20 protein-coding genes are annotated in these 20,007 nt (G+C 72.0%); 10 read left to right on the forward strand and 10 right to left on the reverse strand.

The genetic code is table 11. The features are described from left to right. Nucleotides 1-46 precede the first annotated feature (46 nt). The gene (locus ACFCV8_RS06805; protein WP_376684185.1) at nucleotides 47-1,348 is read right to left on the reverse strand and encodes an MFS transporter; all 1,302 of its coding nucleotides are present in this window, start codon (nucleotides 1,346-1,348) and stop codon (nucleotides 47-49) included. Nucleotides 1,349-1,407: 59 nt separating this feature from the next. Here ACFCV8_RS06805 and ACFCV8_RS06810 point away from each other — a divergent pair, with 59 nt between their 5' ends. Beyond that, the gene (locus ACFCV8_RS06810; RefSeq protein ID WP_376684186.1) at nucleotides 1,408-2,400 is read left to right on the forward strand and encodes a GlxA family transcriptional regulator; all 993 of its coding nucleotides are present in this window, start codon (nucleotides 1,408-1,410) and stop codon (nucleotides 2,398-2,400) included. A gap of 53 nt (nucleotides 2,401-2,453) precedes the next feature. Here the strand turns inward: ACFCV8_RS06810 and ACFCV8_RS06815 are convergent, their stop codons facing one another. Together ACFCV8_RS06815 and ACFCV8_RS06820 are read right to left on the reverse strand one after the other, a co-directional pair. Continuing rightward, nucleotides 2,454-3,503, reverse strand: coding sequence for a Zn-dependent alcohol dehydrogenase (locus ACFCV8_RS06815; protein WP_376684187.1), 1,050 nt, complete (start codon nucleotides 3,501-3,503; stop codon nucleotides 2,454-2,456). A gap of 156 nt (nucleotides 3,504-3,659) precedes the next feature. Continuing rightward, a complete protein-coding gene (locus tag ACFCV8_RS06820; protein WP_376684188.1) occupies nucleotides 3,660-4,574 on the reverse strand; it encodes an SDR family oxidoreductase in 915 nt (304 codons plus the stop codon). 83 nt (nucleotides 4,575-4,657) lie between these two features. Between ACFCV8_RS06820 and ACFCV8_RS06825 the strand changes: the two genes are divergently transcribed. Next, complete coding sequence (locus ACFCV8_RS06825) at nucleotides 4,658-5,584, forward strand: cyclase family protein (RefSeq protein WP_376684189.1); 927 nt, start codon at nucleotides 4,658-4,660, stop codon at nucleotides 5,582-5,584. 138 nt (nucleotides 5,585-5,722) lie between these two features. Here the strand turns inward: ACFCV8_RS06825 and ACFCV8_RS06830 are convergent, their stop codons facing one another. Beyond that, entirely contained in the window at nucleotides 5,723-7,075 is a 1,353-nt protein-coding gene (locus tag ACFCV8_RS06830) for a helix-turn-helix domain-containing protein (RefSeq protein WP_376684190.1), read from the reverse strand. A gap of 178 nt (nucleotides 7,076-7,253) precedes the next feature. Here ACFCV8_RS06830 and ACFCV8_RS06835 point away from each other — a divergent pair, with 178 nt between their 5' ends. The 5 genes from ACFCV8_RS06835 to ACFCV8_RS06855 are packed head-to-tail and all read left to right on the forward strand — an operon-like array spanning nucleotide 7,254 to nucleotide 10,672. Further along, entirely contained in the window at nucleotides 7,254-8,288 is a 1,035-nt protein-coding gene (locus ACFCV8_RS06835; RefSeq protein WP_376684191.1) for a radical SAM protein, read from the forward strand. Then, nucleotides 8,285-8,929, forward strand: coding sequence for a dTMP kinase (locus tag ACFCV8_RS06840; RefSeq protein WP_376684192.1), 645 nt, complete (start codon nucleotides 8,285-8,287; stop codon nucleotides 8,927-8,929). Before ACFCV8_RS06835 ends, ACFCV8_RS06840 begins: the two co-directional genes overlap by 4 nt. Beyond that, nucleotides 8,922-9,419, forward strand: coding sequence for a hypothetical protein (locus ACFCV8_RS06845; RefSeq protein ID WP_376684193.1), 498 nt, complete (start codon nucleotides 8,922-8,924; stop codon nucleotides 9,417-9,419). Before ACFCV8_RS06840 ends, ACFCV8_RS06845 begins: the two co-directional genes overlap by 8 nt. Then, on the forward strand, nucleotides 9,416-10,207 hold the full coding sequence (locus ACFCV8_RS06850) for an STM4013/SEN3800 family hydrolase (RefSeq protein ID WP_376684194.1): 792 nt from the start codon (nucleotides 9,416-9,418) through the stop codon (nucleotides 10,205-10,207). The genes ACFCV8_RS06845 and ACFCV8_RS06850 overlap by 4 nt, the downstream gene beginning before the upstream one ends. 24 nt (nucleotides 10,208-10,231) lie before the next feature. Then, on the forward strand, nucleotides 10,232-10,672 hold the full coding sequence (locus ACFCV8_RS06855) for an NUDIX hydrolase (RefSeq protein WP_376684195.1): 441 nt from the start codon (nucleotides 10,232-10,234) through the stop codon (nucleotides 10,670-10,672). 114 nt (nucleotides 10,673-10,786) lie between these two features. Here ACFCV8_RS06855 and ACFCV8_RS06860 read toward each other — a convergent pair whose 3' ends face one another. The 4 genes from ACFCV8_RS06860 to ACFCV8_RS06875 form a co-directional block, all read right to left on the reverse strand. After that, nucleotides 10,787-11,293 carry an ATP-binding protein gene (locus ACFCV8_RS06860; protein WP_376684196.1) on the reverse strand — a complete coding sequence of 169 codons (507 nt, stop codon included), beginning with the start codon at nucleotides 11,291-11,293 and terminating at the stop codon, nucleotides 10,787-10,789. Between the two features lie 499 nt (nucleotides 11,294-11,792). Then, nucleotides 11,793-12,755, reverse strand: a complete 963-nt coding sequence (locus ACFCV8_RS06865) for an acyl-CoA dehydrogenase family protein (RefSeq protein WP_376684197.1) — start codon at nucleotides 12,753-12,755, stop codon at nucleotides 11,793-11,795. A gap of 5 nt (nucleotides 12,756-12,760) precedes the next feature. Then, the gene (locus ACFCV8_RS06870; RefSeq protein ID WP_376684198.1) at nucleotides 12,761-13,912 is read right to left on the reverse strand and encodes an acyl-CoA dehydrogenase; all 1,152 of its coding nucleotides are present in this window, start codon (nucleotides 13,910-13,912) and stop codon (nucleotides 12,761-12,763) included. 6 nt (nucleotides 13,913-13,918) lie between these two features. Beyond that, complete coding sequence (locus tag ACFCV8_RS06875) at nucleotides 13,919-15,112, reverse strand: amidohydrolase family protein (RefSeq protein ID WP_376684199.1); 1,194 nt, start codon at nucleotides 15,110-15,112, stop codon at nucleotides 13,919-13,921. 147 nt (nucleotides 15,113-15,259) lie between these two features. Between ACFCV8_RS06875 and ACFCV8_RS06880 the strand changes: the two genes are divergently transcribed. After that, on the forward strand, nucleotides 15,260-16,807 hold the full coding sequence (locus tag ACFCV8_RS06880) for a class I adenylate-forming enzyme family protein (RefSeq protein ID WP_376684200.1): 1,548 nt from the start codon (nucleotides 15,260-15,262) through the stop codon (nucleotides 16,805-16,807). 93 nt (nucleotides 16,808-16,900) lie between these two features. Here the strand turns inward: ACFCV8_RS06880 and ACFCV8_RS06885 are convergent, their stop codons facing one another. Continuing rightward, nucleotides 16,901-17,071, reverse strand: a complete 171-nt coding sequence (locus ACFCV8_RS06885; RefSeq protein ID WP_376684201.1) for a hypothetical protein — start codon at nucleotides 17,069-17,071, stop codon at nucleotides 16,901-16,903. Between the two features lie 153 nt (nucleotides 17,072-17,224). Further along, nucleotides 17,225-17,599 carry an STAS domain-containing protein gene (locus ACFCV8_RS06890; protein WP_376684202.1) on the reverse strand — a complete coding sequence of 125 codons (375 nt, stop codon included), beginning with the start codon at nucleotides 17,597-17,599 and terminating at the stop codon, nucleotides 17,225-17,227. Nucleotides 17,600-17,915: 316 nt separating this feature from the next. On the opposite strand from ACFCV8_RS06890, the gene ACFCV8_RS06895 reads away from it, so the two are divergent. Both ACFCV8_RS06895 and ACFCV8_RS06900 read left to right on the forward strand, forming a co-directional pair. Then, the gene (locus tag ACFCV8_RS06895) at nucleotides 17,916-18,497 is read left to right on the forward strand and encodes an RNA polymerase sigma factor (RefSeq protein WP_376684203.1); all 582 of its coding nucleotides are present in this window, start codon (nucleotides 17,916-17,918) and stop codon (nucleotides 18,495-18,497) included. Beyond that, nucleotides 18,494-19,897: a zf-HC2 domain-containing protein gene (locus ACFCV8_RS06900; RefSeq protein WP_376684204.1), complete on the forward strand. Its 1,404-nt coding sequence runs from the start codon at nucleotides 18,494-18,496 to the stop codon at nucleotides 19,895-19,897. Before ACFCV8_RS06895 ends, ACFCV8_RS06900 begins: the two co-directional genes overlap by 4 nt. Nucleotides 19,898-20,007 lie beyond the last annotated feature (110 nt).

The following is a 20,007-nucleotide window of genomic DNA, read 5'->3' on the forward strand; positions in this document are numbered from 1 at the left end:
ACCGGTGTCCGCGTCCGCGGGCCGCGGGCGGCGCCCCCGCCGCCCGTCACGCGATCCGCTCCAGTCTGCTGATCGGCCGGGCCACCAGCAGGACCGCCACCACCAGCAGGTTGATGACCGCCCCGGCCAGCAGCACCTCGGGCGCGCCCAGCCGGTCCGCGACCGGCCCCGCCAGGGCCCGGCCCGCCGCCAGCATCAGCAGCGAGCCCGCCACGTCGTAGGCGTGCAGCCGGTTCAGCGCCTCGGGCGGCACATGGGTCTGCACCGTCGTCGACCACATCACCAGCCAGAACGCGAACGCCGCGCCCGCCGTGAACTGCCCGGCCCCCAGCGCGGGCACCGGCATCCCGGCCCCCAGCACCACCAGGTTCACGCAGACCCCGGTGAGCGCGACGGCCCCCGCCGCGAGCGGGCGGCGGGGCCGCAGCCGCAGGGCGAGCAGCCCGCCGACGACGCTGCCCGCGCCGTTCACCGCCATCATCACGCCGTACGTCCCCGACCCGTGCGCCTCGGTGACCTCGACCGCGGTGAGCGGCAGCATCGGGCCGAGCACCGCGAAGCCGTACACCGTCCAGATCGCGATCACCCCCCACAGCCAGCTGCGGGCCCGGAACTCCCGCCACCCGTCGACCAGTTCGGCCATGAACCCGCCGCGCCGGGCCTCGTCCGCGGGGGCCGGGGCAAGCCGCAGCAGGAACAGGCAGACCCCGGAGACCAGGAACGTCGAGGCGTTCGCCGCGTAGACGGCCCCGGCGCTGGCCAGTCCGACGAGCATGCCCGCGAAGGCCGGGCCCGCCATGGTCATCAGCGCCTCGGAGACCCGGAGCACCGCGTTGGCCCGCTGCACGTCCGCCGCCACCCGGGGCACGGTCGAGGCGACGCCCGGCTGGAAGAGCGCGGCACCCACCCCGGCCACCGCGCTGAGCGCGTACACCGCCCACAGCGGCGGGTTCCCGGTGGCGAAGGAGACGGCCAGCGCCGAGGCGCCGACCAGCCGCAGCGCGTCCGCGATGATCATCATCCGGCGGGGTGTGAACCGGTCCGCCAGTACGCCGCCGAAGAGTACGAACAGCGCCAGCGGCCCCATCCAGGCGGCCAGCGCGTACCCCACGGAGGAGTGCGGCCGGCCGGCCCCCAGCAGCCCGGCGGTGAGGGCCACCGGAATCATGCCGTCCCCGAAGAGGGCGGCGGTGCGGGCGACGAAGAAGAGCCGGAAGTTACGGTTCCACAGAGCTTGTGACCGGTCGTCGCCGATCGGGGGCGCAGCGGAGGAACCGGGCGGGAGGGGCTGCGCGCCCTCGCTCTCCGCAGCGGGAATGCGCGGGAGCCGCGCTGACTTTGCCTTCACGGGAGTGACATGTATCAGGGTCGAGGTCTATACCACTAGAGGTGAAAGGAGTCCTGCGCATGCCACGTCCGCCGCACCGGGTCGTCGTCCTGGCCCTCGACGGGCTGCTTCCCTTCGAACTCGGCATCCCCCAGCGGATATTCGGCCGCGCGTTCGGCGTCGAGGCATGGAACGAGGGGCGCCGCCTGTATGAAGTCGTGACCTGTTCGGTCCGCCCGCCGGGCCCGGTCCGCACGGACGCGGACTTCACCATCGGCGTCGAGCACGGCCCCGAGGCACTGGCCACGGCCGATACGGTGGTGATCCCGGCCAGTCACGAGCTGGGACCGGTCCACTCCGAGGGCAGGCTCACCGACGAACTGGCCGCCGCCTTCGCCCTGATCAGGCCGGGCACCCGACTGGTCTCGATCTGCACCGGCAGTTACGTGCTGGCCGCCTCCGGCCGCCTGGACGGGCGCCCCGCCACCACGCACTGGTGGCACGCCGACCACTTCCAGCAGCTGTTCCCCGCGGTCCGGGTCGATCCGGACGTCCTGTTCATCGACGACGGGGACGTCCTCACCTCGGCCGGGGTGGCCGCCGGGATCGACCTCTGCCTGCACATCGTGCGCCGCGACCACGGCACGGCCGTCGCCAACGACGTGGCCCGCCGCACGGTGGTGCCGCCGCACCGGGACGGCGGGCAGGCGCAGTACATCCGGCGCCCGGTGCCGGAGGCCCGGCTCGCGACCACGACGACCGCGCGGACCTGGGCGCTCGGCCGGCTGGAGCGGCCGATCCTGCTGCGCGACATGGCGCAGCAGGAGTCGATGAGCGTACGGACCTTCACCCGGCGGTTCCGGGAGGAGGTCGGGGTGAGCCCCGTGCAGTGGCTGACCCGGCAGCGGGTCGAGCGGGCCCGGCACCTGCTGGAGTCGACGGACCTGTCGATCGACCAGGTGGCCCGGGACGCGGGCTTCGGTACGCCCACGTCCCTGCGGCAGCACCTCCAGGCGGCGCTGGGGGTCTCCCCGACGGTCTACCGGCGCACCTTCCGCGCCGGGCGGAGCTGAGAGAGGCCCCGTCCGGGGGTTCGCGGCCACAGGGCCTCGAAGTCCCCGGACGCTCAGAACACCAGCACGCCGCGGGCCACCCGGCCGTGGTGCGCGTCCTCGGCCGCCTTGGCGAAGTCCTCCACCGGGTAGGTGGTGGTGACGAGTTCGTCCAGCAGCAGCCGCCCCTGCCGGTACAGCTCCGCGTAGAGCGCGATGTCCCGCTGCGGCCGCGAGGAGCCGTAGCGGCAGCCGAGGATCGACTTGTCCAGGTACATCGCCGAGACCAGGAACGACGCCTCGGCCGTAGCGGGCGGCACGCCCAGCAGGACCGCCTGGCCGTGCCGGTCCAGCAGGTCGATCGCGGTACGGATCAGCTCGGTGCGGCCCACGCACTCGAAGGCGTGGTCGGCGCCGTGCGGCAGGATCTCCCGCACCCCGTCCGCCGAGGTCAGGAAGTGGGTCGCGCCGAACTGCCGGGCCACGGCCTCCTTCGCCGGGTTGGCGTCCACCGCGACGATGGTCAGCGCGCCCGCGATCCGGGCGCCCTGGATCACGTTGAGCCCGATGCCGCCGGTGCCGATGACCACGACCGTGTCGCCGCGGTCGACCTTCGCCCGGTTGAGGACGGCCCCGACACCGGTCAGCACCCCGCAGCCGATCAGGGCCGCCGAGGTCAGCGGAACGTCCGCCGGGATCTTCACCGCCTGCACGGCCTTGACCAGGGTCCGTTCGGCGAAGGCCGAGTTGGACGCGAACTGGTACAGCCGTGTGCCGCGCCGGGTGAACGGCTTCCCGGGCATGCCGATCGCCTTGCGGCACATCGTCGGCCGCCCCCGGTCGCACTGGGCGCACGCCCCGCAGTTGGCCAGCGTCGACAGCGAGACGTGGTCGCCGGGCGCGACATGGCCGACGCCCGCCCCGACCGCCTCCACCACGCCCGCGCCCTCGTGCCCGAGCACCACCGGCGCCGGGAACGGAATCGTCCCGTCGATCACCGACAGGTCGCTGTGGCACAGCCCGGCCGCGGCCACCCGCACCAGTACCTCGCCGGGCCCCGGATCACGTATCTCCAGATCGTCGACGACCTCGGTCCGCTCGCCGTCGAAGACGACGCCTCTCATCCGGTCTCCCTCGGTGGGCCGGGCGGTCTCGGCCGCCCGGCGAAGATGGTCCGGTCCGATCCGTACGAAGGCCCGCGAACGGCCCGCGAAAGGACTCCGGAAGGGCTGTGGAAGAGCTGTGGAAGGGCCCCGGAAGGGCTGCGGGCCCCGCACGGCCTACGCGTTCGGCCGTGCCTTCGCCGCCGCGGCGGCCGCCATCTCCTCCAGCCGCGCCAGCATCGGCATCGGGTCGGTGCCCACCGTCCCCGGCAGGAAGTCCGCGATCCGCTCCGGCGTCCACGCCCCCTCGACGTACCCGGCCCGCAGCTCCCTCGGCTGGGCCCAGACCGCGATCTTCGGGCCGGCGACCGTGTACACCTGGCCGGTGATGCCCTCCGCCCGGGCCCGTTCGCTGAGCAGGTAGACCACGAGCGCCGCCACGTCCTCGGGCTCGCCGATCTCCTTCAGCTCCATCGGCACATTGGCGGACATCCGGGTACGGGCCACCGGCGCGACCGCGTTGGCCGTGACGCCGTACTTGTGCAGGCCGAGCGCCGCGCTCCGCACCAGCGAGATGATCCCGCCCTTCGCCGCGCTGTAGTTGGCCTGGGCGACGCTGCCCTGGTGGTTGCCGCTGGTGAAGCCGATCAGGGTGCCGCCGCCCTCCTGCTTCCGCATCACCGCCGAGGCGGCCCGGAAGACGGTGAACGTGCCCTTGAGATGGGTGGCGACCACCGGGTCCCACTCCTCCTCGGACATGTTGAAGAGCATCCGCTCGCGCAGGATGCCCGCCACGCAGACCACCCCGTCGATCCGGCCGAACCGGGCGAGCGCGGTGTCCACGATGCGCTGGCCGCCAGCCATCGTGGAGATGTCGTCGGCGACCGCCACCGCCTCGCCGCCCGCCGCCACGATCTCCTTGACGACGGACTCGGCCACCTCGCTGCTCGGCTCGCCGCCCTCGATGGAGACCCCGTAGTCGTTGACGACGACCTTCGCGCCCTCGGCCGCCGCCGCGAGCGCGACCGCCCGGCCGATGCCGCGCCCGGCACCCGTCACGGCCACCACCTTGCCTGCCAAGAAGTTCCCCATGCCCGGCCCCTTCCCGCGGTTTCTGACGGACCGTTAGATTTTATGGGCCATCAGGTCCACGAGCACAAGCCCCGGGAGGCGCCATGTCACTGCCGGCCGAGTTCCACGACATCGCGAAGCGGGTCAACAACTGGGGACGCTGGGGCGCCGACGACGAGATCGGCACCCTCAACCTGATCACCGACGCCGTGGTCCGCGAGGCCGCCGCGACCGTCCGGAGCGGGCTGCGCGTCCCGCTGGCGCTGCCGCTGCGGCAGGACGGCGTACAGAGCGGGCTGGTCCCCGGGCGGATCAACCCGACGCACACCATGGTCCAGATCAACCAGGAGCTGTTCGGCCCCGGCACCGTCGCCACCAGCGACGACATGGCCGTACTGAGCCTCCAGACCGCCACCCACTGGGACGCCCTCACCCACGCCTCGCACTCGGGGCGGATCTACAACGGCCGCCCCGCCGCCACGATCACCGCGCACGGCGGCGCGGAGTTCAGCGGGATCGACAAGGTGCCCCACCTCGTCTCGCGCGGGGTGCTGCTCGACGTGGCCCGCGCACTCGGCACGGACCGGCTGCCCGGCGACCACGCCGTCACCCCCGAGGACCTGGAGGCGGCCGAGGAACTGGCCGGGCTGCGCGTGCGCCCCGGCGACATCGTCCTCGTACGCACCGGCCAGATACAGGCGTACCTGGCGGGCGACACGCACGCGTACGCCTACCCCTCGCCCGGGCTGTCGATCCGGACGCCCGAGTGGTTCCGCGCCCGCGATGTCGCGGCGGTCGCCAACGACACCCTGACCTTCGAGATCTTCCCGCCGGAGATCGAGAACCTGTGGCTGGGGGTGCACGCGCTGGACCTGGTCGAGATGGGCATGCTCCAGGGCCAGAACTGGAACCTGGAAGCGCTGTCCACCGCCTGCGCGCAGGAGAAGCGCTACGCCTTCCTGCTCTCCGCGATGCCGGAACCCTTCACCGGCGCCACGGGCACCCCGGTCGCCCCGGTCGCGGTGCTCTGACCCGCAGCGTCGGCGGTGCCGCGATGACGACAACCCCGAAAATCCAGGGCCGACGCTCGACCACCGATGGGCCGGCCCGCATCACAGCGCACAGGACGGTCCGACATGCCACGCGCCGAGCAGCTGCCGTGGGGCTGCCTAAAGTCGATTCGTGCCACCACGACCGATGGCGAGGGCGTCGGCGAACCGGCCGAGGCCGGGGGTATCGCGCGGGAGCATGCGGTACACGGCCAGGGCTCTGGCCCGGGTAAGCCCATTGCGGTAGGGAACGGGGAGGTTCCCGTACGCCTGGGCTGCGATGTAGGCGGCTTCGGCGCGCTCACCGTCGTGAACCTTGCAGCTTGACCGGTCGATCGAGATCAGTGCCCGTGTCATCAGCGACGGGGCCCTCGACAGCTCCAGGGCTCTGGCCTGGGTCTCGTACGCCCGCCCGGTCTGACCGAGCAGCGTCAGTGCCTGGCTCATATGGACGTGGTGCTTTTGGGCGGGGTAGCCGAACCAAGTGTCGCTCTGCTGCTGTGGGCTGAGGCGTTCGACCAGGGCCTCCACTCGGGCAACGGCGTCCAGGGCCTTTTCGGTGTACCCGCCGACCGCGTACGCCCGGGACGCGACCGCGTAGGCCAGCGCGGCGGGCGCGGACGGCTTCTCTCCTGCGAGGAAGAGGGCTCGTTCGGCGAGGTCTGCAGCGGCCTGCGGGGCGCCGTAGTTCAGTGGCACCATCGCCTCGCGGCCCACGACCCAGGCGTGTAGGAGCTTGTCTCCGGACTTGCTCGCGGCCCGCCCCGCAGTACCGAACCAGCGGTGGGCTTCGCGATGCTCGCCCAAGTCGTGGAGGACGATGGCGACCATTCCGGCCATCTGCGCGGTGACGTGACACAGCCGGGATCGACTCTTGTCCGTCTGCGGCCTGGCCAGCAGGTTTTTCAAGTCCTGGAAGTCCACAGCCAGGTCGGAGAGCACGTCGGCAGGGGCCTGGCCATGGTAGCCGTAGCCGTAGCGTTCGGCGGTCGATTCCCAGTGGGCGAGGTCGGAGTGGGTGTGATCGGCGGCGAGGGCTGCGTCAACGTCGGTACGGGTGGTAGTCAAAGCGGCGAGCCCGGTACCTGCCAGACCGGCAGCGAGCGCGCCGCGCATCACATCGCGGCGCTTCATCGGATCGTCCTCATCTCCTTTACTCATTAAGGAACTTGAGTGGCGATTCACCTCCCATGGCCTTGAGGCCAAGCCTAAGGCAGCGCCCGGAATGTGAAGCCCGTCGGCAATGCGCTCTAGGACCGGCAGGGATGTGACTGCTCCGTCTCCGCGAGCCATGCGACTCACGCGTTGGGGGCGGATGTCGCAGGCTTCGGCAAGCCGGTTGTAGCTGATGCCCGCCTCGTCGTGGGCGAGCGCGAAGACGACGCCGATGTCGCGCCGATGTAAAGCTTCGATCACACGTCGGTCTTTTCGCAGGTCAGCGGGGAGTGCTGCCGGTGACACGGGAAGTTCCATGCTGCTTACCTCTCCGGTGACCCCATGGTGTGCCCCCCGCCATGGGGGGGCCTTCGTGAGGTTACCGCCCGTTGGCGCCTGTCCTTGAATGACAACGCCAGCCGAGGACTCCACTCCGCCGACACCTCGAACATTCGCCTGTCACCGGCGGCGGGCCCCAGCCCTCTTGGAGGACAAATTGGACATCCCTCTCACCCTCGCGCCACCCAACACGCGGCCGGAGATCGACTGGACCGCCTTGCAGAACTTCGCTGCTCTGCGAGGGCAGTTACGGATCTCGCTGACCCCGCGCTGCAACATCGCCTGCTGGTTCTGCCACAACGAGGGCGACGTGCCGCCGCCGCTGACCCGGACCAACCGCAGTCAACAGCCCCGTGAACGGGCCCTGTGCGCCGAGCACTACCTCATCATGATCACCGCGCTGATGGAGGCCGGGTTGAAGCGGGTCTACTTCACCGGCGGGGAACCACTCACCTCTCCACTGGCCCGCCCAGTACTCGAACAACTCCCACCACCACCTCCCGACGCCTCGTACACCCTGATCACGAACGGGACGCGGGTGCGTACTCACCGGTCATGGCTGGCCCGCACGCCACTGGACAAGGTCAAGGTGTCCCTGCACTACTTCTCCGACGAGACTCTGAAGGCCATCGCCGGAACCCGCATCGGCATCACGACCATCCTCGACGGCATCGACACCGCCCGCGAGATCTTCGACCGGGTGGAGCTGAACTGCCTGCTGATGCGGGAGAACGCCCACGAGATCCGCCCCATCCTGGAATTCGCCCTCAATCGGCGCATGCCCGTGCAGTTCATCGAACTGGTCGGCACGGACTTCAACACGGGCCGGGCCGCCTCCGCCGTCCCCGCCGACGACACCATCGCCTACCTACGGACCCTGACCAGCGACGAGCACACCGAGGTCGCCGGAGTCGGGCAGGGGCGGAGGGTCTTCCGCGTCGACGGGGTCGAGATCGAGGTCATCCACCGCAACCTCGGCCGCCATCACGTCGGCCAGTGCGGCGCGTGCTCCCTGCGCCCCCAGTGCGTCGAAGGACTCTGGGCCCTGCGCGTCGACCACGACGGTGGCCTCCAGCCGTGCCTGCTCCGCGAGGACCTACGCATGGACCTCAAGCCCTATCTGGACGACCCCGACCAGCTCGCCGCCGCCGTTGCCCGGCACGTGACCGCCTTCACCGAGGGGACCCTGTGAATCTGCCGCACGGCTACGAGCCGTCCTCCGCCGTCGATCGCCAGGAGCCGTTCATCGTCCTGGAAGGGGTCTCCGGCATCGGGAAGTCCACCCTTGCCAAGCTCCTGTCCGAGCGACTCGGCGGAACCGGTCTGCACACCCTGCCCGATCCGCACTCCGAATGGTCGGGCCACGCCAACCGACAACTGCGTCCGCTGCCCCAGTTCGCGTTCTACCTCTCCGGGCTCCTGCACGCCTCCGATGTCGTACGCCGCGACCGTGCGCTCGGCCCTGTGATCGCCGACCGGTACGCGTCCTCAGTCATCGCCTGCCACGCGGCCGTCAACAGGGTCGGCGTCGAGGACGTGGCCCGGTTCATGGCACCGTTCCGTCCCTATCTGGAGATCCCGCACCACACGTTCTACTTGAGGTGCTCGGAGGCGGCGCTCAGGGACCGCATGACGGCCAAGGAGACAGCGACCGGGCTCACCCCCGACGACCAGGACCTGTTCGACGTGCCGGGACGGCTGGCCGTGCTGCTGGCCAACTTCGAGGCGGTCGCCGCCGACGACCCCACCGCCGTCCCTGTGGACACCGACAACAAGACCCCCGAGGAACTCGCCGACTGGATCGCCAACCGCCTGGAGACCGATCGTGCTTAACCCCATCGACACCGACAAGGTGATTCGCGACGGCGGCGTGACCGGCCGTTTCCCCGGCGAGATCCACGAAGGCGTCGCCTGGTGGGTGGCGGCCTGCCTGGTCGTCATCACCAGGGCCCAACACCTGGCGGTCGCCCACGACGGGCACCCCACCAGCGTCGCGTTCCACGACCGGCTGTGCCGGGGGGCGGTCAACGCCGACCACCACGCCTGCCATGTCGCCGACCTCGGCGAAGCGACGAAAGGAGTCCTGATGGCCGCCATGCAGGATCTTGGGGCCGTACCCGGCATCCGCGTGTCCACCCTGCCCGCCCACGACGGGCAGACCGTACGGATCTCCCTGTACGACCAAGAAGGCCGGCCCCTCGGGGAGGACGAGGGCCTGGGCAGGATCCGGGACCTGATCGCCTCCGACCGGGTGCCCATCCCCGTCAACACCGCGGCCAAGGGCACCGTCGCACCGTACCCGTGCGGGGAGGGGCAGGCGTGATCAACGCGGCCGAACTCATCGGAACTGGTGCAGGCATCCTGTTCGTCACGCTGGACTCCCTGCGCTACGACGTCGCCCAGCAGGCGTACGGCGAGGGCCTCACGCCCCGACTGGCAGCCCTCCTGCCCCACGGTGGGTGGGAAAGGCGGCAGACCCCCGGGACCTTCACCCTGCCCGCCCACATGGCGCTCTTCTCCGGGTTCCTGCCCAAGCTTCCCCGCCCCGACCAGCCACCGCGCATGTGGGAGTGCCGGCCTCCGGCCTTCAAGAAGGTCCCCGACCAGACCTTCGTGTTCGACGCCCCCAACCTTCTCGCCGGACTCGGTCAGCACGGATACCGCACGGTGTGCATCGGCGGCGTCACCTACTTCTCCCGCGAGACCCCCCTCGGCAGCGTCCTCCCGGACATGTTCGACGAGGACCATTGGCGGCCCGAGTTCTGCTCACCCGAACCCGACTCCACCCGCCACCAGGTCGACCACGTCCTGGAAGCCGCGGAATCGCACGCGGGCACCTCACTGTTCCTGTTCCTCAACGTCTCCGCCACCCACGTACCTCACGGTCACTACCTCGGCGAATCCACCGACACGGCCGCGTCGCAGAAGGCCGCGCTCACGTACGCCGACGAGCACCTCGCCCGGCTGATCACCACCCTGACCGCCAAACGCAGATGGCTCGTCATCATGTGCGCCGACCACGGCGACGCCTACGGAGAGGACGGCTACCACGGACGGGGTATCGCACACTCCGTCGTGATGAACGTTCCCTACGCGGCCTGGGTGCGATAAGCCCTGCGATTATGCTCGCCCGCCATGACCGAGAACCAGGCACCCGCATGTGGTCCGGCCCACGACGCAGCCGTCGTCGTGGCCCGCGACGCCGACGGCATGGTCGCACTGCTGTCCGCCGCCTTCCCCCGCCATGGCGGCGAGCACCTGTTCCTCCCCGGCGGACGGCGGGAGGACGGCGAGACACCGGAGCAATGCGCACGGCGCGAGCTTCGCGAGGAGGCCGGGATCACCGCCGGCCACTGGCGGCCCCTTGGCGTGTACGCGATCACCCTGGACTCCGCCGCCCGCGTCCACCTCTACGAAGCCCGCGACCTGACCCTCGGGCCACAGGAACTGACCGTTACGGAGAAGGACTTCAAGCTTTCCTGGTGGCCCATGACAGATGCTCTGGGGGCCGTTGGGAGCGGGCGCTTCCTTCTCCCGGCCGGGCCCCTCGCCCTCTTCCTCGCCAACAGGCCCTGAACGCCGGGCGTCCGCACCGATCAAAGCACTCGGCACGCTCGACGCAGTCGGAGCGGGCCGCCCCGGGGGCGGCGCACTCCGACTGCTTTAACCTTTATGCAGATTCCCGGGGCGTCACGCGAGATGCGTGACGGCCCGCTTCACCGGGCGTTTGCGCAGGTCCGGCGCGGGCGTGCCGGTGGCGCCGGGGTGCAGCGGCAGCTGGATCAGCGGCGCGCGCCGGTCGACCTCGCACCAGATGCGCTTGCCCGAGCCCTCCGGCTGCCAGCCCCAGCGGTCGGCGAGGCCGTCCACCAGCTCCAGGCCCCGGCCGTTGGTGTCCTCGCCCGCCGCGTGCCGTTGCAGGGGCGGACGGCAACTGGCGTCGGCCACCTCCACCCGGACCGTCCCGGGCGCACCGCAGGCGCCGGTCGGGCCGAACAGCATGCGCAGCACGGCCGGGCACCCGGTGTGCACCACCGCGTTGGTGACGAGCTCCGAGATCAGCAGGATGAGCGTCTCGGCCAGTGGCTCGTCGTCACTTATCCCGGACCCGACCAGTCTCGACCGGGCCCATCTACGGGCCCGGCCGACCTCCGCGGGGTCGGCCCCGACTTCCAGCTGAACTTGAAGCACCTGCACCGCTCACACCATCCGAACCGGCGGACACATCGCCTCGCGCCTCCTCGGGGTCACGGAACGTGATTCCCCTACGAGACAGCATGGTTGACGTACAGTCACCGCAACAAGCGCTTCGGGCATACTCCAGCGCGAAGGAGTACGCGTGCTGCATACTGTGCGACGCGCTTCGCGGGGAGTCGAACAGCGGCCCGCACGGACCGCTTCCCGGGCGCGCCCGGCGCCGCTGCCTGGACCGCGAGCAGGACACCGCTTCCGGGCCGGACTCGCCGCACCGGCCATCACCGGATTGCCCGGTTCCAGTTCCTGTCGCACTCCACGGAGCGTACCCGAGCCGGGCGCCGACTCCGCCCCGTGACGAAAGATGTGCCGGACATCGATCGGGGCCCGCCGCAGATGTCTCACGCTGCGTGATTCCGTGGGGCCGAGGGGCGCCCCGTGCCGCGCCGGGCGGTTCCGGAGGATTCCGGGCCGCCGAAGCCTGCACGGGATCCGTCCGGATTCAGCACGAATTCGTCCTGATTCGACACAGATCCCCCGCGAGCACCTCCTCGGCCGCCGCCGCGGTGCGCCACTGCCCGGCGCGCAGCCAGGCCCGTTTGAGGTGCAGGTGGACGTCGGACTCCCAGGTGAAGCCCATGCCCCCGTGCACCTGGAGGCAGTCGCGCGCGTTGTGGACCGCCGCGTCGTCGGCGAGCAGTTTGGCGCCCGCGATCTCGACCGGGTCCGCGGTCACGGCCGCCGCGTAGACCGCGCAGCGGGCCAGTTCGGCACGGACCAGCATCCCGGCGCACAGGTGCTTGACCGCCTGGAAGGAGCCGATCGGAGCGCCGAACTGCTCGCGCGTACCGGCGTACTCGACGGCCATCTCGGTGGTGCGGGCGGCGCTGCCCAGCTGTTCGGCGGCGGCGAGCAGGGCGCCCTCGTCGCGGGGGTGGCCGCCGCCGGGCGGCAGCGGTTCGTCGGCGGTCACCGGCCCGGCCGGCCGCCACAGCGGGGTGAACGGGTCGGTGGAGCGTACGGACACGGCGGCCTCCCGTACCGGCCCGGCGTCCCGGACCAGGCCGCAGGCGACGTCGCCGAGGACGAGGAGCGCGTCCGCCCCGCCCAGGTGGGCCACCGGCTGCCCCGCGTCGGCCGCCGCGACCACCGCCTCGCCCCGGGCCGCGCCCTTCACGGCCCCGGCGGCGAGGTGGGTGGCGATGAGCGGACCGGGCAGCAGCACCCGCCCCGCCTCCTCGAAGAGCAGGACGGCCTCGGGCAGCCCGAGACCGACGCCGCCCTCCGCCTCCGGCAGCCGCAGTGCGAAGAACCCGGCGTCGCCGAGCTCCCGCCACAGGGCCGGGTCCACCGCGGTGCCGCTCTCCAGCGCGGCCCGCATCCGGTCCCTGCCGAACCGCCCGGCGAGGAGGTCCCGCACCCCCGCGCGCAGGGCCCGCTGGTCGTCCGAGAGCTGGAAGTCCATGAGTGTCAGCGCCCCTTCGGCAGGCCGAGCACGCGTTCGGCGACGATGTTCCGCTGGATCTGCGAGGTGCCCGCGGCGATGGTGTACGAGAGCGAGGAGAGCCGGTCCAGCACCCATTCCCGGTCCAGGTCGGCGCCGTCGGCCCCGAGGACTTCGACGGCCGCCTCGTACAGCTCCTGGCGGGCGTGCGAATAGCGCAGCTTGAAGACGGAGCCGCCGGTGCCCACGACACCGCCCCGGCCGGCCTCGCTCACGTTCCACTGGGTGAGCCGCCACAGCGCCCGGAACTCGGCGTTCAGCCGCCCCAGCCTGCGGCGGAGCACCGGATCGTCCCAGCTGCCGCGGCGCCGGGCCTCGGCGGCGAGTTCGGACAGGGTGCGGCGGCAGGCGACGACCTCGCCGACGAAGGCGGTGCCGCGTTCGAAGGAGAGGGTGACCATGGTGACGCGCCAGCCGTCGTTCTCCGCGCCGACCCGGTTGCCGACCGGCACCCGCACCTCGTCGAGGAAGACCTCGGCGAACTCGGTCGATCCGGCCAGGGTGCGCAGCGGGCGGACGGTGACGCCGGGGGCGTCCATCGGCATCGCGAGCCAGGTGATCCCCCGGTGCCGGGGGGCCGCCGGGTCGGTGCGGACCAGCAGTTCGCACCAGTCGGCCACTTCCGCGTGAGAGGTCCAGATCTTGCTGCCGCTCACCACGTAGTGGTCGCCGTCGCGCACCGCGCGGGTCCGCAGCGCGGCGAGGTCCGATCCGGCGTCGGGCTCGCTGAACCCCTGGCACCAGATCTCGTCGCCGCGCAGCACCGGCGGCAGCCACCGGGCCCGCTGCCCCGCCGTGCCCTCGGCGGCGATCGTCGGCCCGGCGTGCAGCAGCCCGACGAAGTTCGCGCCGACGTACGGGGCCCCGGCCCGCTCGGTCTCCTCCAGGAAGATCAGGTGCTGGGTGGGGGTGGCGCCCCGGCCGCCCGCGTCGAGCGGCCAGTGCAGACCGGCGTACCCGGCGTCGTACAGCCTGCGCTGCCAGGCCGTGTCGTACGCGCGGCGGCCCGGCCAGTCCTCGGGGGCGGGTTTCGCGGGCAGCGACGGGAGCACGGCGGCCAGCCACGTCCGCAGCCGCGCCCGGAACTCCTCTTCCTCCTCCGTGTACGCGAGGTCCACGGCCGCCTACTTGTCCAGGTCCAGATCGAGCATCCGGATCGCGTTTCCGCGCATCAGTTTGTAGACGGTCTCGTCGTCCAGTCCCTTGACGTGGTCGAGGGCGACCTCCTTGGTGTGCGGGAAGGTCGAGTCCACGTGCGGGTAGTCGGTCTCGAAGGTGGCGTTGTCGCGCCCGACGACGTCGAGCGAGGCGACGCCGTGCTTGTCACGGAAGAAGCAGCAGAAGATCTGCCGGTAGTAGTACGTGGACGGCGGCTCGGGGATCAGCCCGCGCACCCCGCCCCACGCCCGGTGCTCCTCCCAGACGTCGTCGGCGCGCTCCAGGGCGTACGGGATCCAGCCCATCTGGCCCTCGCTGTACGCGAGCTTGAGCTGCGGAAACTTCACCAGGACGCCGCTGAAGAGGAAGTCCATCATCGAGGCCATCGCGTTGTTGAAGGAGAGGCTGGCCTGGACGGCGGGCGGGGCGTCCGGAGAGGCGGCCGGCATCTGCGAGCTGGACCCGATGTGCATGTTGACGACCGTGCCGGTCTCCTCGCAGACGGCGAAGAAGGGGTCCCAGTAGCCGGTGTGGATGGAGGGGAGCCCGAGGTGGGTGGGGATCTCCGAGAAGGTGACCGCCCGCACCCCGCGCGCCGCGTTCCGCCGGATCTCGGCGACGGCGAGGCCGATGTCCCAGAGCGGGATGATGCAGAGCGGGATCAGCCGGCCGCCGCTGTCGCCGCACCACTCCTCGACCATCCAGTCGTTGTAGGCGCGGACGCAGGCGAGCGCGACCTCCTTGTCGTGCGCCTCGGCGAAGGTCTGGCCGCAGAAACGCGGGAAGGTCGGGAAGCAGAGGCTGGCCTCGACGTGGTTGAGGTCCATGTCCTTCAGCCGTTCGGCCGGGTCCCAGCAGCCGCGCCGCATCTCCTCCCGGGTGATGCCCTCCAGCGTCATGTCGTCGCGGTCGAAGCCGACGGCGGCGATGTTCCGCTTGTACGGGAACTTCAGGTCCTCGTAGATCCACCAGTCGGTGGGCGGGCCGTCCGGGTCCATCGTGATGACGTACTTGCCGCCGGTGTACGCCAGCTCGCCGATGCCCGCGGTGAGCGGCTGCGGACCGCGTTCGCGGTACTTCGCGGGCAGCCAGGTCGAGAAGAGGTGGGGCGGCTCGATCACATGGTCGTCGACGCTGACGATCCGAGGCAGTTCCGTCATGGTGTCCCCTCCGGCGAACGCATTTCTGATGACCCGTCAGATCGATGTCGCCCTCAGGCTAGCCCCGCACCCCTGGACCGACAAGGCGCGGCGCTCTACGCTCTCCGCACGATCTGACTACCCGTCAGCAATCGAGAGGGGTCGGCCATGACCGGGACCGCGCACGCCCTGAGCACCTCGGGCACCTTCTGGGAACTCGTCGAACGCCGGGCCGCCCTGACCCCGGACCGCCCGTTCCTCCTCCAGGGCGACCGCGTCCTGACCTTCGGCGGACTGCGCGAGCGCGGCGAGCGGGTGGCGGCCGGGCTGTGGGAGATGGGCGTACGCCCCGGCGGCGTCGTCGCCTGGCAGCTGCCGACCCGGATCGAGACGGTGCTGCTGTCCTTCGCGCTGACCCGGATCGGGGCCGTCCAGTCGCCCGTCATCCCGTTCTACCGGGACCGCGAGACGGGGTTCGCGCTGCGCGAGTCGGAGGCGGAGTTCTTCGCGGTGCCGGGCACCTGGCGGGGGTTCGACCACACGGCGATGGCCCGGCGGCTGGGCGGGGAGCGCGGGCCGGGGGCGTTCGAGGTCTTCGAGGCGTACGACGCGCTCCCGGACGGCGACCCCTCGGTGCTGCCGCCGCCGCCCGGTGACGGCACGGCGGTGCGCTGGATCTACTGGACCTCGGGCACCACCTCCGACCCGAAGGGCGTGCTGCACACCGACCGGAGCCTGATCTCGGCGGGCGCCTGCCTGGCCCACGCGCTGCGGCCGACCGGGGACGACGTCGGCTCGATGGCCTTCCCGTTCGCCCATGTCGCCGGGCCCGACTACTCCGTGATGCTGCTGCTGTACGGGTTCCCCGCGGTGCTGTTCGAGCACTTCGCGCTGCCGGACGCGCTGGCGGAGTACCGACGGCACGGGGTGACGTTCGCGGGCGGGTCCACCGCGTTCTACTCGATGTTCCTGGCCGAGCAGCGCAAGGCCCCGGCCGAGAAGCCCGTCCCCACCCTCCGGCTGCTGGCGGGCGGCGGCGCGCCCAAACCCCCGGAGCTCTACCGCGCGGTGGTACGGGAGATGGGCGTCCAGCTCACCCACGGCTACGGCATGACCGAGGTCCCGATGATCACCATGGGCGCCCCCGACGACACCGCGGAGCACCTCGCCGGGACGGAGGGACGCCCGCCCGGGGGCATGGAGATCCGGATCACCGACGAGCGGGGCGAGCCCCTGCCGTACGGCACCGACGGCGAGGTCCGGCTGCGCGGCGAGGCCGTGTGCGCGGGCTACCTGGACCCGGCGGCCACCGCCGCGGCGTTCGACGCCGAGGGCTTCCTGATCACCGGCGACGTCGGCCATCTCCGCGAGAGCGGCCATCTGGTGCTCACCGGGCGCCTCAAGGACATCATCATCCGCAAGGGCGAGAACATCTCCGCCAAGGAGATAGAGGACCTGCTCCACCTCCACCCGGGCGTCGGCGACGCCGCCGTGATCGGCCTCCCGGACCCGGAGCGCGGCGAACTGGTCTGCGCGGTCGTCGAGCAGCCCCCGGGCGCGGCCCCCCTGACCCTGGCCGCCCTCACCGCCCACCTCCGCGCCGAGGGCCTCGCCGTGCACAAGCTCCCCGAGCGCCTGGAGACCGTGGACGCCCTGCCCCGCAACGAGACGCTCCGCAAGGTCCTCAAGTACCGCCTCCGGGAGCGGTTCGCCTGAGCCCGGGCCGGTACCGGTGCCAGTGCCGGAGAGGGCTGCGGAACCGGCGCCCGCCCTGGGCGGTACGGGCCTGCGGGACGCGCCCCGCTCCCCTCAGCCCCGGCAGGAATGCAGGATCCAGGGCAGGACGAAGACCAGGAAGATCAGGCAGCCGAGGGGGCCGCAGCCGTCGTCGTCACCGTCGACCGCGCGCCTGATCCGGTCCCGCTCGTCCCTCCGGCCCCGTTCGTAGGCTTCGCGCTCGCCGCCGCCGTACCAGGACATGTCTCCCCCTCGCCCATCACCTCAGGACCGGAAGGGCGCTCGTCGGGGCGCCCCGCACGGTGGAAGTCATCGTCCCAGCGGGGGCGGGGGACGACTTGGGAATCCGTGCCGGGTGACTTGTGATTCGGTGCGGACCCGGCCCGGCCGCCCCGCTCAGGCGGAGAGCGGGCGGGTGTCGGGGGCGACGGCGGTGGCGGGGTCCGGGTAGACGTCGAAGAGGCGGCGTACGCCGAGGGCGGCGAGCACCCGGTTCACGTGCGAGCCCTCCTCCGCGCCCCGGGCCGGGAGGACCAGGCGCAGACGGCCGCCGCAGGAGCGCATCAGGCGGCGGGCCGCGATCAGCACGCCGACGCCGCTGGAGTCGCAGAACAGCACCTCGGAGAGGTCGAGCACCACGTCGTGCCGGCCGGCGGCGACCGCGTCGTGAACGGACTGGCGCACGGCGGGCGACGTCAGCAGATCCAGTTCGCCGCGGATGCGCAGTACGGTCCATTCGGCCTGCACGGTCTCGGCCACGGTGAGTGTCACGCGACTGGGCCTCTCGTTCCGGGAATTCCAGGAATTCCAATGCTTCGGAGGATTCCGGATATTCCGACGATCCGGAAGTTTTCGTTCCTTCTCGCCGCTGCCCCGGCCACAGCCGTGCGAAACACCGACCGACCCGACAGAACACCGCCTGATTCCGACGGAAACGATCACTTCAGGTCGGATTCCAGCGTCACCCGATGCCATGCTCCCCTACCATCCCGGGCCGCTTCGGGGGCGCACTTGCCACAAAGGTACGTACATCACCGGTACCGCCGACTACATTCGGCGTGACGAGGGGAACATGGCTGGGGGCCGCATGGCGAAAAACGCACCACCCCGCTGGGACCGCAACATGCAGCAGCGGCTGACCCGCGGCGAGGCCGCCGCGCTCGGCGAGCTCTACGACCGCTTCGCGTCGCTGGTGCACAGCCAGGCCCAGCGGATGCTCGACGACGACACCGCCGCCGACCTGGTGACCCGCGAGGTCTTCGGCTACGTGTGGGAGAACCCGGACGCGTACGACCCCCGGCAGGGCTCGATGCGGGCCTGGGTGGCCCGGCTCGCCCACCGGCACTCGGTGCGCCGGCTGCGCGAGGCGGGCACCGGCGGCGGGAACGGCGAGGACACCGCGGACTTCGACGCGCTGGAGGAGCGGGTGCACCGGGCCACCTCCGCCGCGCGGGCCGACTACATCGTCGCGTCCATGCCCGCCCCGCTGCGGGCCGCCCTGGAGCTCGCGTACGTCCAGCGTCGGGACTACCGGCAGGCCGCGGCCGATCTCGGGGTCACCGAGGACGAGGCCCGCCGCCGTCTCCGGCTCGGCCTCCAGCTCCTCTCCAGCGCCCACACCCGCCCCCTCGACGGCGTCTCGCCGCCCGGATACGGACATTCCCGGTGACCGACGACTCGATCGGGCCCGACGGCGACGGCCACCAGGACGACGGAAACGGCGCGCACGAGGAGCACGGCACGCAGGACGGGCACGCCGGGCACGGCGAGCGGCCCGGGCAGGAGGGGCAGGACGGCCTCCGGAACGCCCGGCGCATACCGGCACCGCGGTTCGCGGCCGACGACCTCGACCTCGCCATGATGCCGCTCCCGTCGGTGCCGCCGCTGCCCGGCCCCGTCCCACCGCCCGACACGGCACCCGTGCCCTCCCCGCCGCTCCGGCCGGAACCGGAGCCACCGCACCGGGTCCTCAAGGCGCTGCTCGGCGCCTGGGCCCTGGCCGCCTGCTCCGTGGAGGAGACCGAGGCCGTCGAGGCACATCTGACCGAGTGCGCCGCCTGCGCGGACGAGGCGCTGCGCCTGCGCGACGCGGTCGGGCTGCTGCACACCGACCGCAGCCTGGACCTCGACCCGACGCTGCGGGGGCGGGTGATCGAGGCCTGCCTGAGCCGCCGCCCGGCCGCCATCCCGGTGCCGGACTGGGCCTCCCCGTACGAGGCGGAGACCGCCCGGCTCGACGCCCTGCTGCGGGACATCGGCAGTGCGGAGTGGCACGCCCCGGTGCGGCTGAAGTGGTTCGAGAGCGAGCAGGAGACCGGCCGCCGGACCACGGTCGCGGGCGTCATCGGGCATCTGATGACCGTCGACGGGCTGATCGGCACCGCCCTCGACATCGACGTACCGCTCGGCGACGGCCATCTCGGCGCCGGCACCGGGTGGCCGCTCTCACCCACCGCACGGACCGAGGCGTACTGGTCGGCGAACCGGCTTCCGCCCACCCGGGCGGTCCACGAACCGTGGCGCGCGCAGAGCCACACGCTCATCCGCACGGTCTCCTTCGCCGGACGCCGGGTGTCCGAGCTGTCCGTCTCGTACGGGGACTTCGCCCTCCCGATGCACGACGCCCTGCTGGACCGGGCCTTCGAGTGCTGGGTGCACGGCGGCGACATCGCGGACGCGGTGGCCTATCCGTACGGAACACCGTCCGCCCCGCATCTCAACCGGATGATCGATCTGGCGGCCCGGCTGCTGCCCGCCACCCTCGCCGAGCGCCGCCGGACCGGGCTGGCCGGGCCCGCCCGGCATCTGGTGGCGGCCGGTTCGCCGGGCCGGTCGCTGCATCTGGAGGTCGAGGGCTCGGGCGGCGGCGACTGGTACGTGCCGCTGGACTCCCCGGCCGCGCTCGGCTCGCCCGCGCACGCCGTGGCGCAGGTCGCGCTGGACGGGGTGGAGTTCTGCCGGCTGGTCGCCGGGCACGTGTCGCCGGAGGAAGCGGCGGCCGGGCAGCAGGGCGACCGCGAGGCCATCCGCGACGTGCTCTTCGCCGCGGCCTCGCTGAGCCGCCTGTAGGGCGTGTCCGGCAGGTCGCGGCCGGGGCCGGGGCCGCGGTGGAGGCCGGCACGGCGCTCCCGGCCGCGTCGTCGACGTGCCCGGACAGCTCCCGCCCGGCCGCGGCCGGG

The sequence above is a fragment of the Streptomyces sp. NPDC056347 genome, assembly GCF_042262625.1.
Classification (GTDB): domain Bacteria; phylum Actinomycetota; class Actinomycetes; order Streptomycetales; family Streptomycetaceae; genus Streptomyces.

What these genes read in the sequence shown, in the direction of transcription:
- ACFCV8_RS06855 (WP_376684195.1), top strand. Translation starts at nt 10,232, where the DNA reads ATGACCGAGAACCAGGCACCCGCATGTGGTCCGGCCCACGACGCAGCC.
- ACFCV8_RS06820 (WP_376684188.1), bottom strand. Translation starts at nt 4,574, where the DNA reads ATGGGGAACTTCTTGGCAGGCAAGGTGGTGGCCGTGACGGGTGCCGGG.
- ACFCV8_RS06815 (WP_376684187.1), bottom strand. Translation starts at nt 3,503, where the DNA reads ATGAGAGGCGTCGTCTTCGACGGCGAGCGGACCGAGGTCGTCGACGAT.
- ACFCV8_RS06810 (WP_376684186.1), top strand. Translation starts at nt 1,408, where the DNA reads ATGCCACGTCCGCCGCACCGGGTCGTCGTCCTGGCCCTCGACGGGCTG.
- ACFCV8_RS06895 (WP_376684203.1), top strand. Translation starts at nt 17,916, where the DNA reads ATGGCGAAAAACGCACCACCCCGCTGGGACCGCAACATGCAGCAGCGG.
- ACFCV8_RS06830 (WP_376684190.1), bottom strand. Translation starts at nt 7,075, where the DNA reads ATGGAACTTCCCGTGTCACCGGCAGCACTCCCCGCTGACCTGCGAAAA.
- ACFCV8_RS06880 (WP_376684200.1), top strand. Translation starts at nt 15,260, where the DNA reads ATGACCGGGACCGCGCACGCCCTGAGCACCTCGGGCACCTTCTGGGAA.
- ACFCV8_RS06875 (WP_376684199.1), bottom strand. Translation starts at nt 15,112, where the DNA reads ATGACGGAACTGCCTCGGATCGTCAGCGTCGACGACCATGTGATCGAG.
- ACFCV8_RS06825 (WP_376684189.1), top strand. Translation starts at nt 4,658, where the DNA reads ATGTCACTGCCGGCCGAGTTCCACGACATCGCGAAGCGGGTCAACAAC.
- ACFCV8_RS06865 (WP_376684197.1), bottom strand. Translation starts at nt 12,755, where the DNA reads ATGGACTTCCAGCTCTCGGACGACCAGCGGGCCCTGCGCGCGGGGGTG.
- ACFCV8_RS06885 (WP_376684201.1), bottom strand. Translation starts at nt 17,071, where the DNA reads ATGTCCTGGTACGGCGGCGGCGAGCGCGAAGCCTACGAACGGGGCCGG.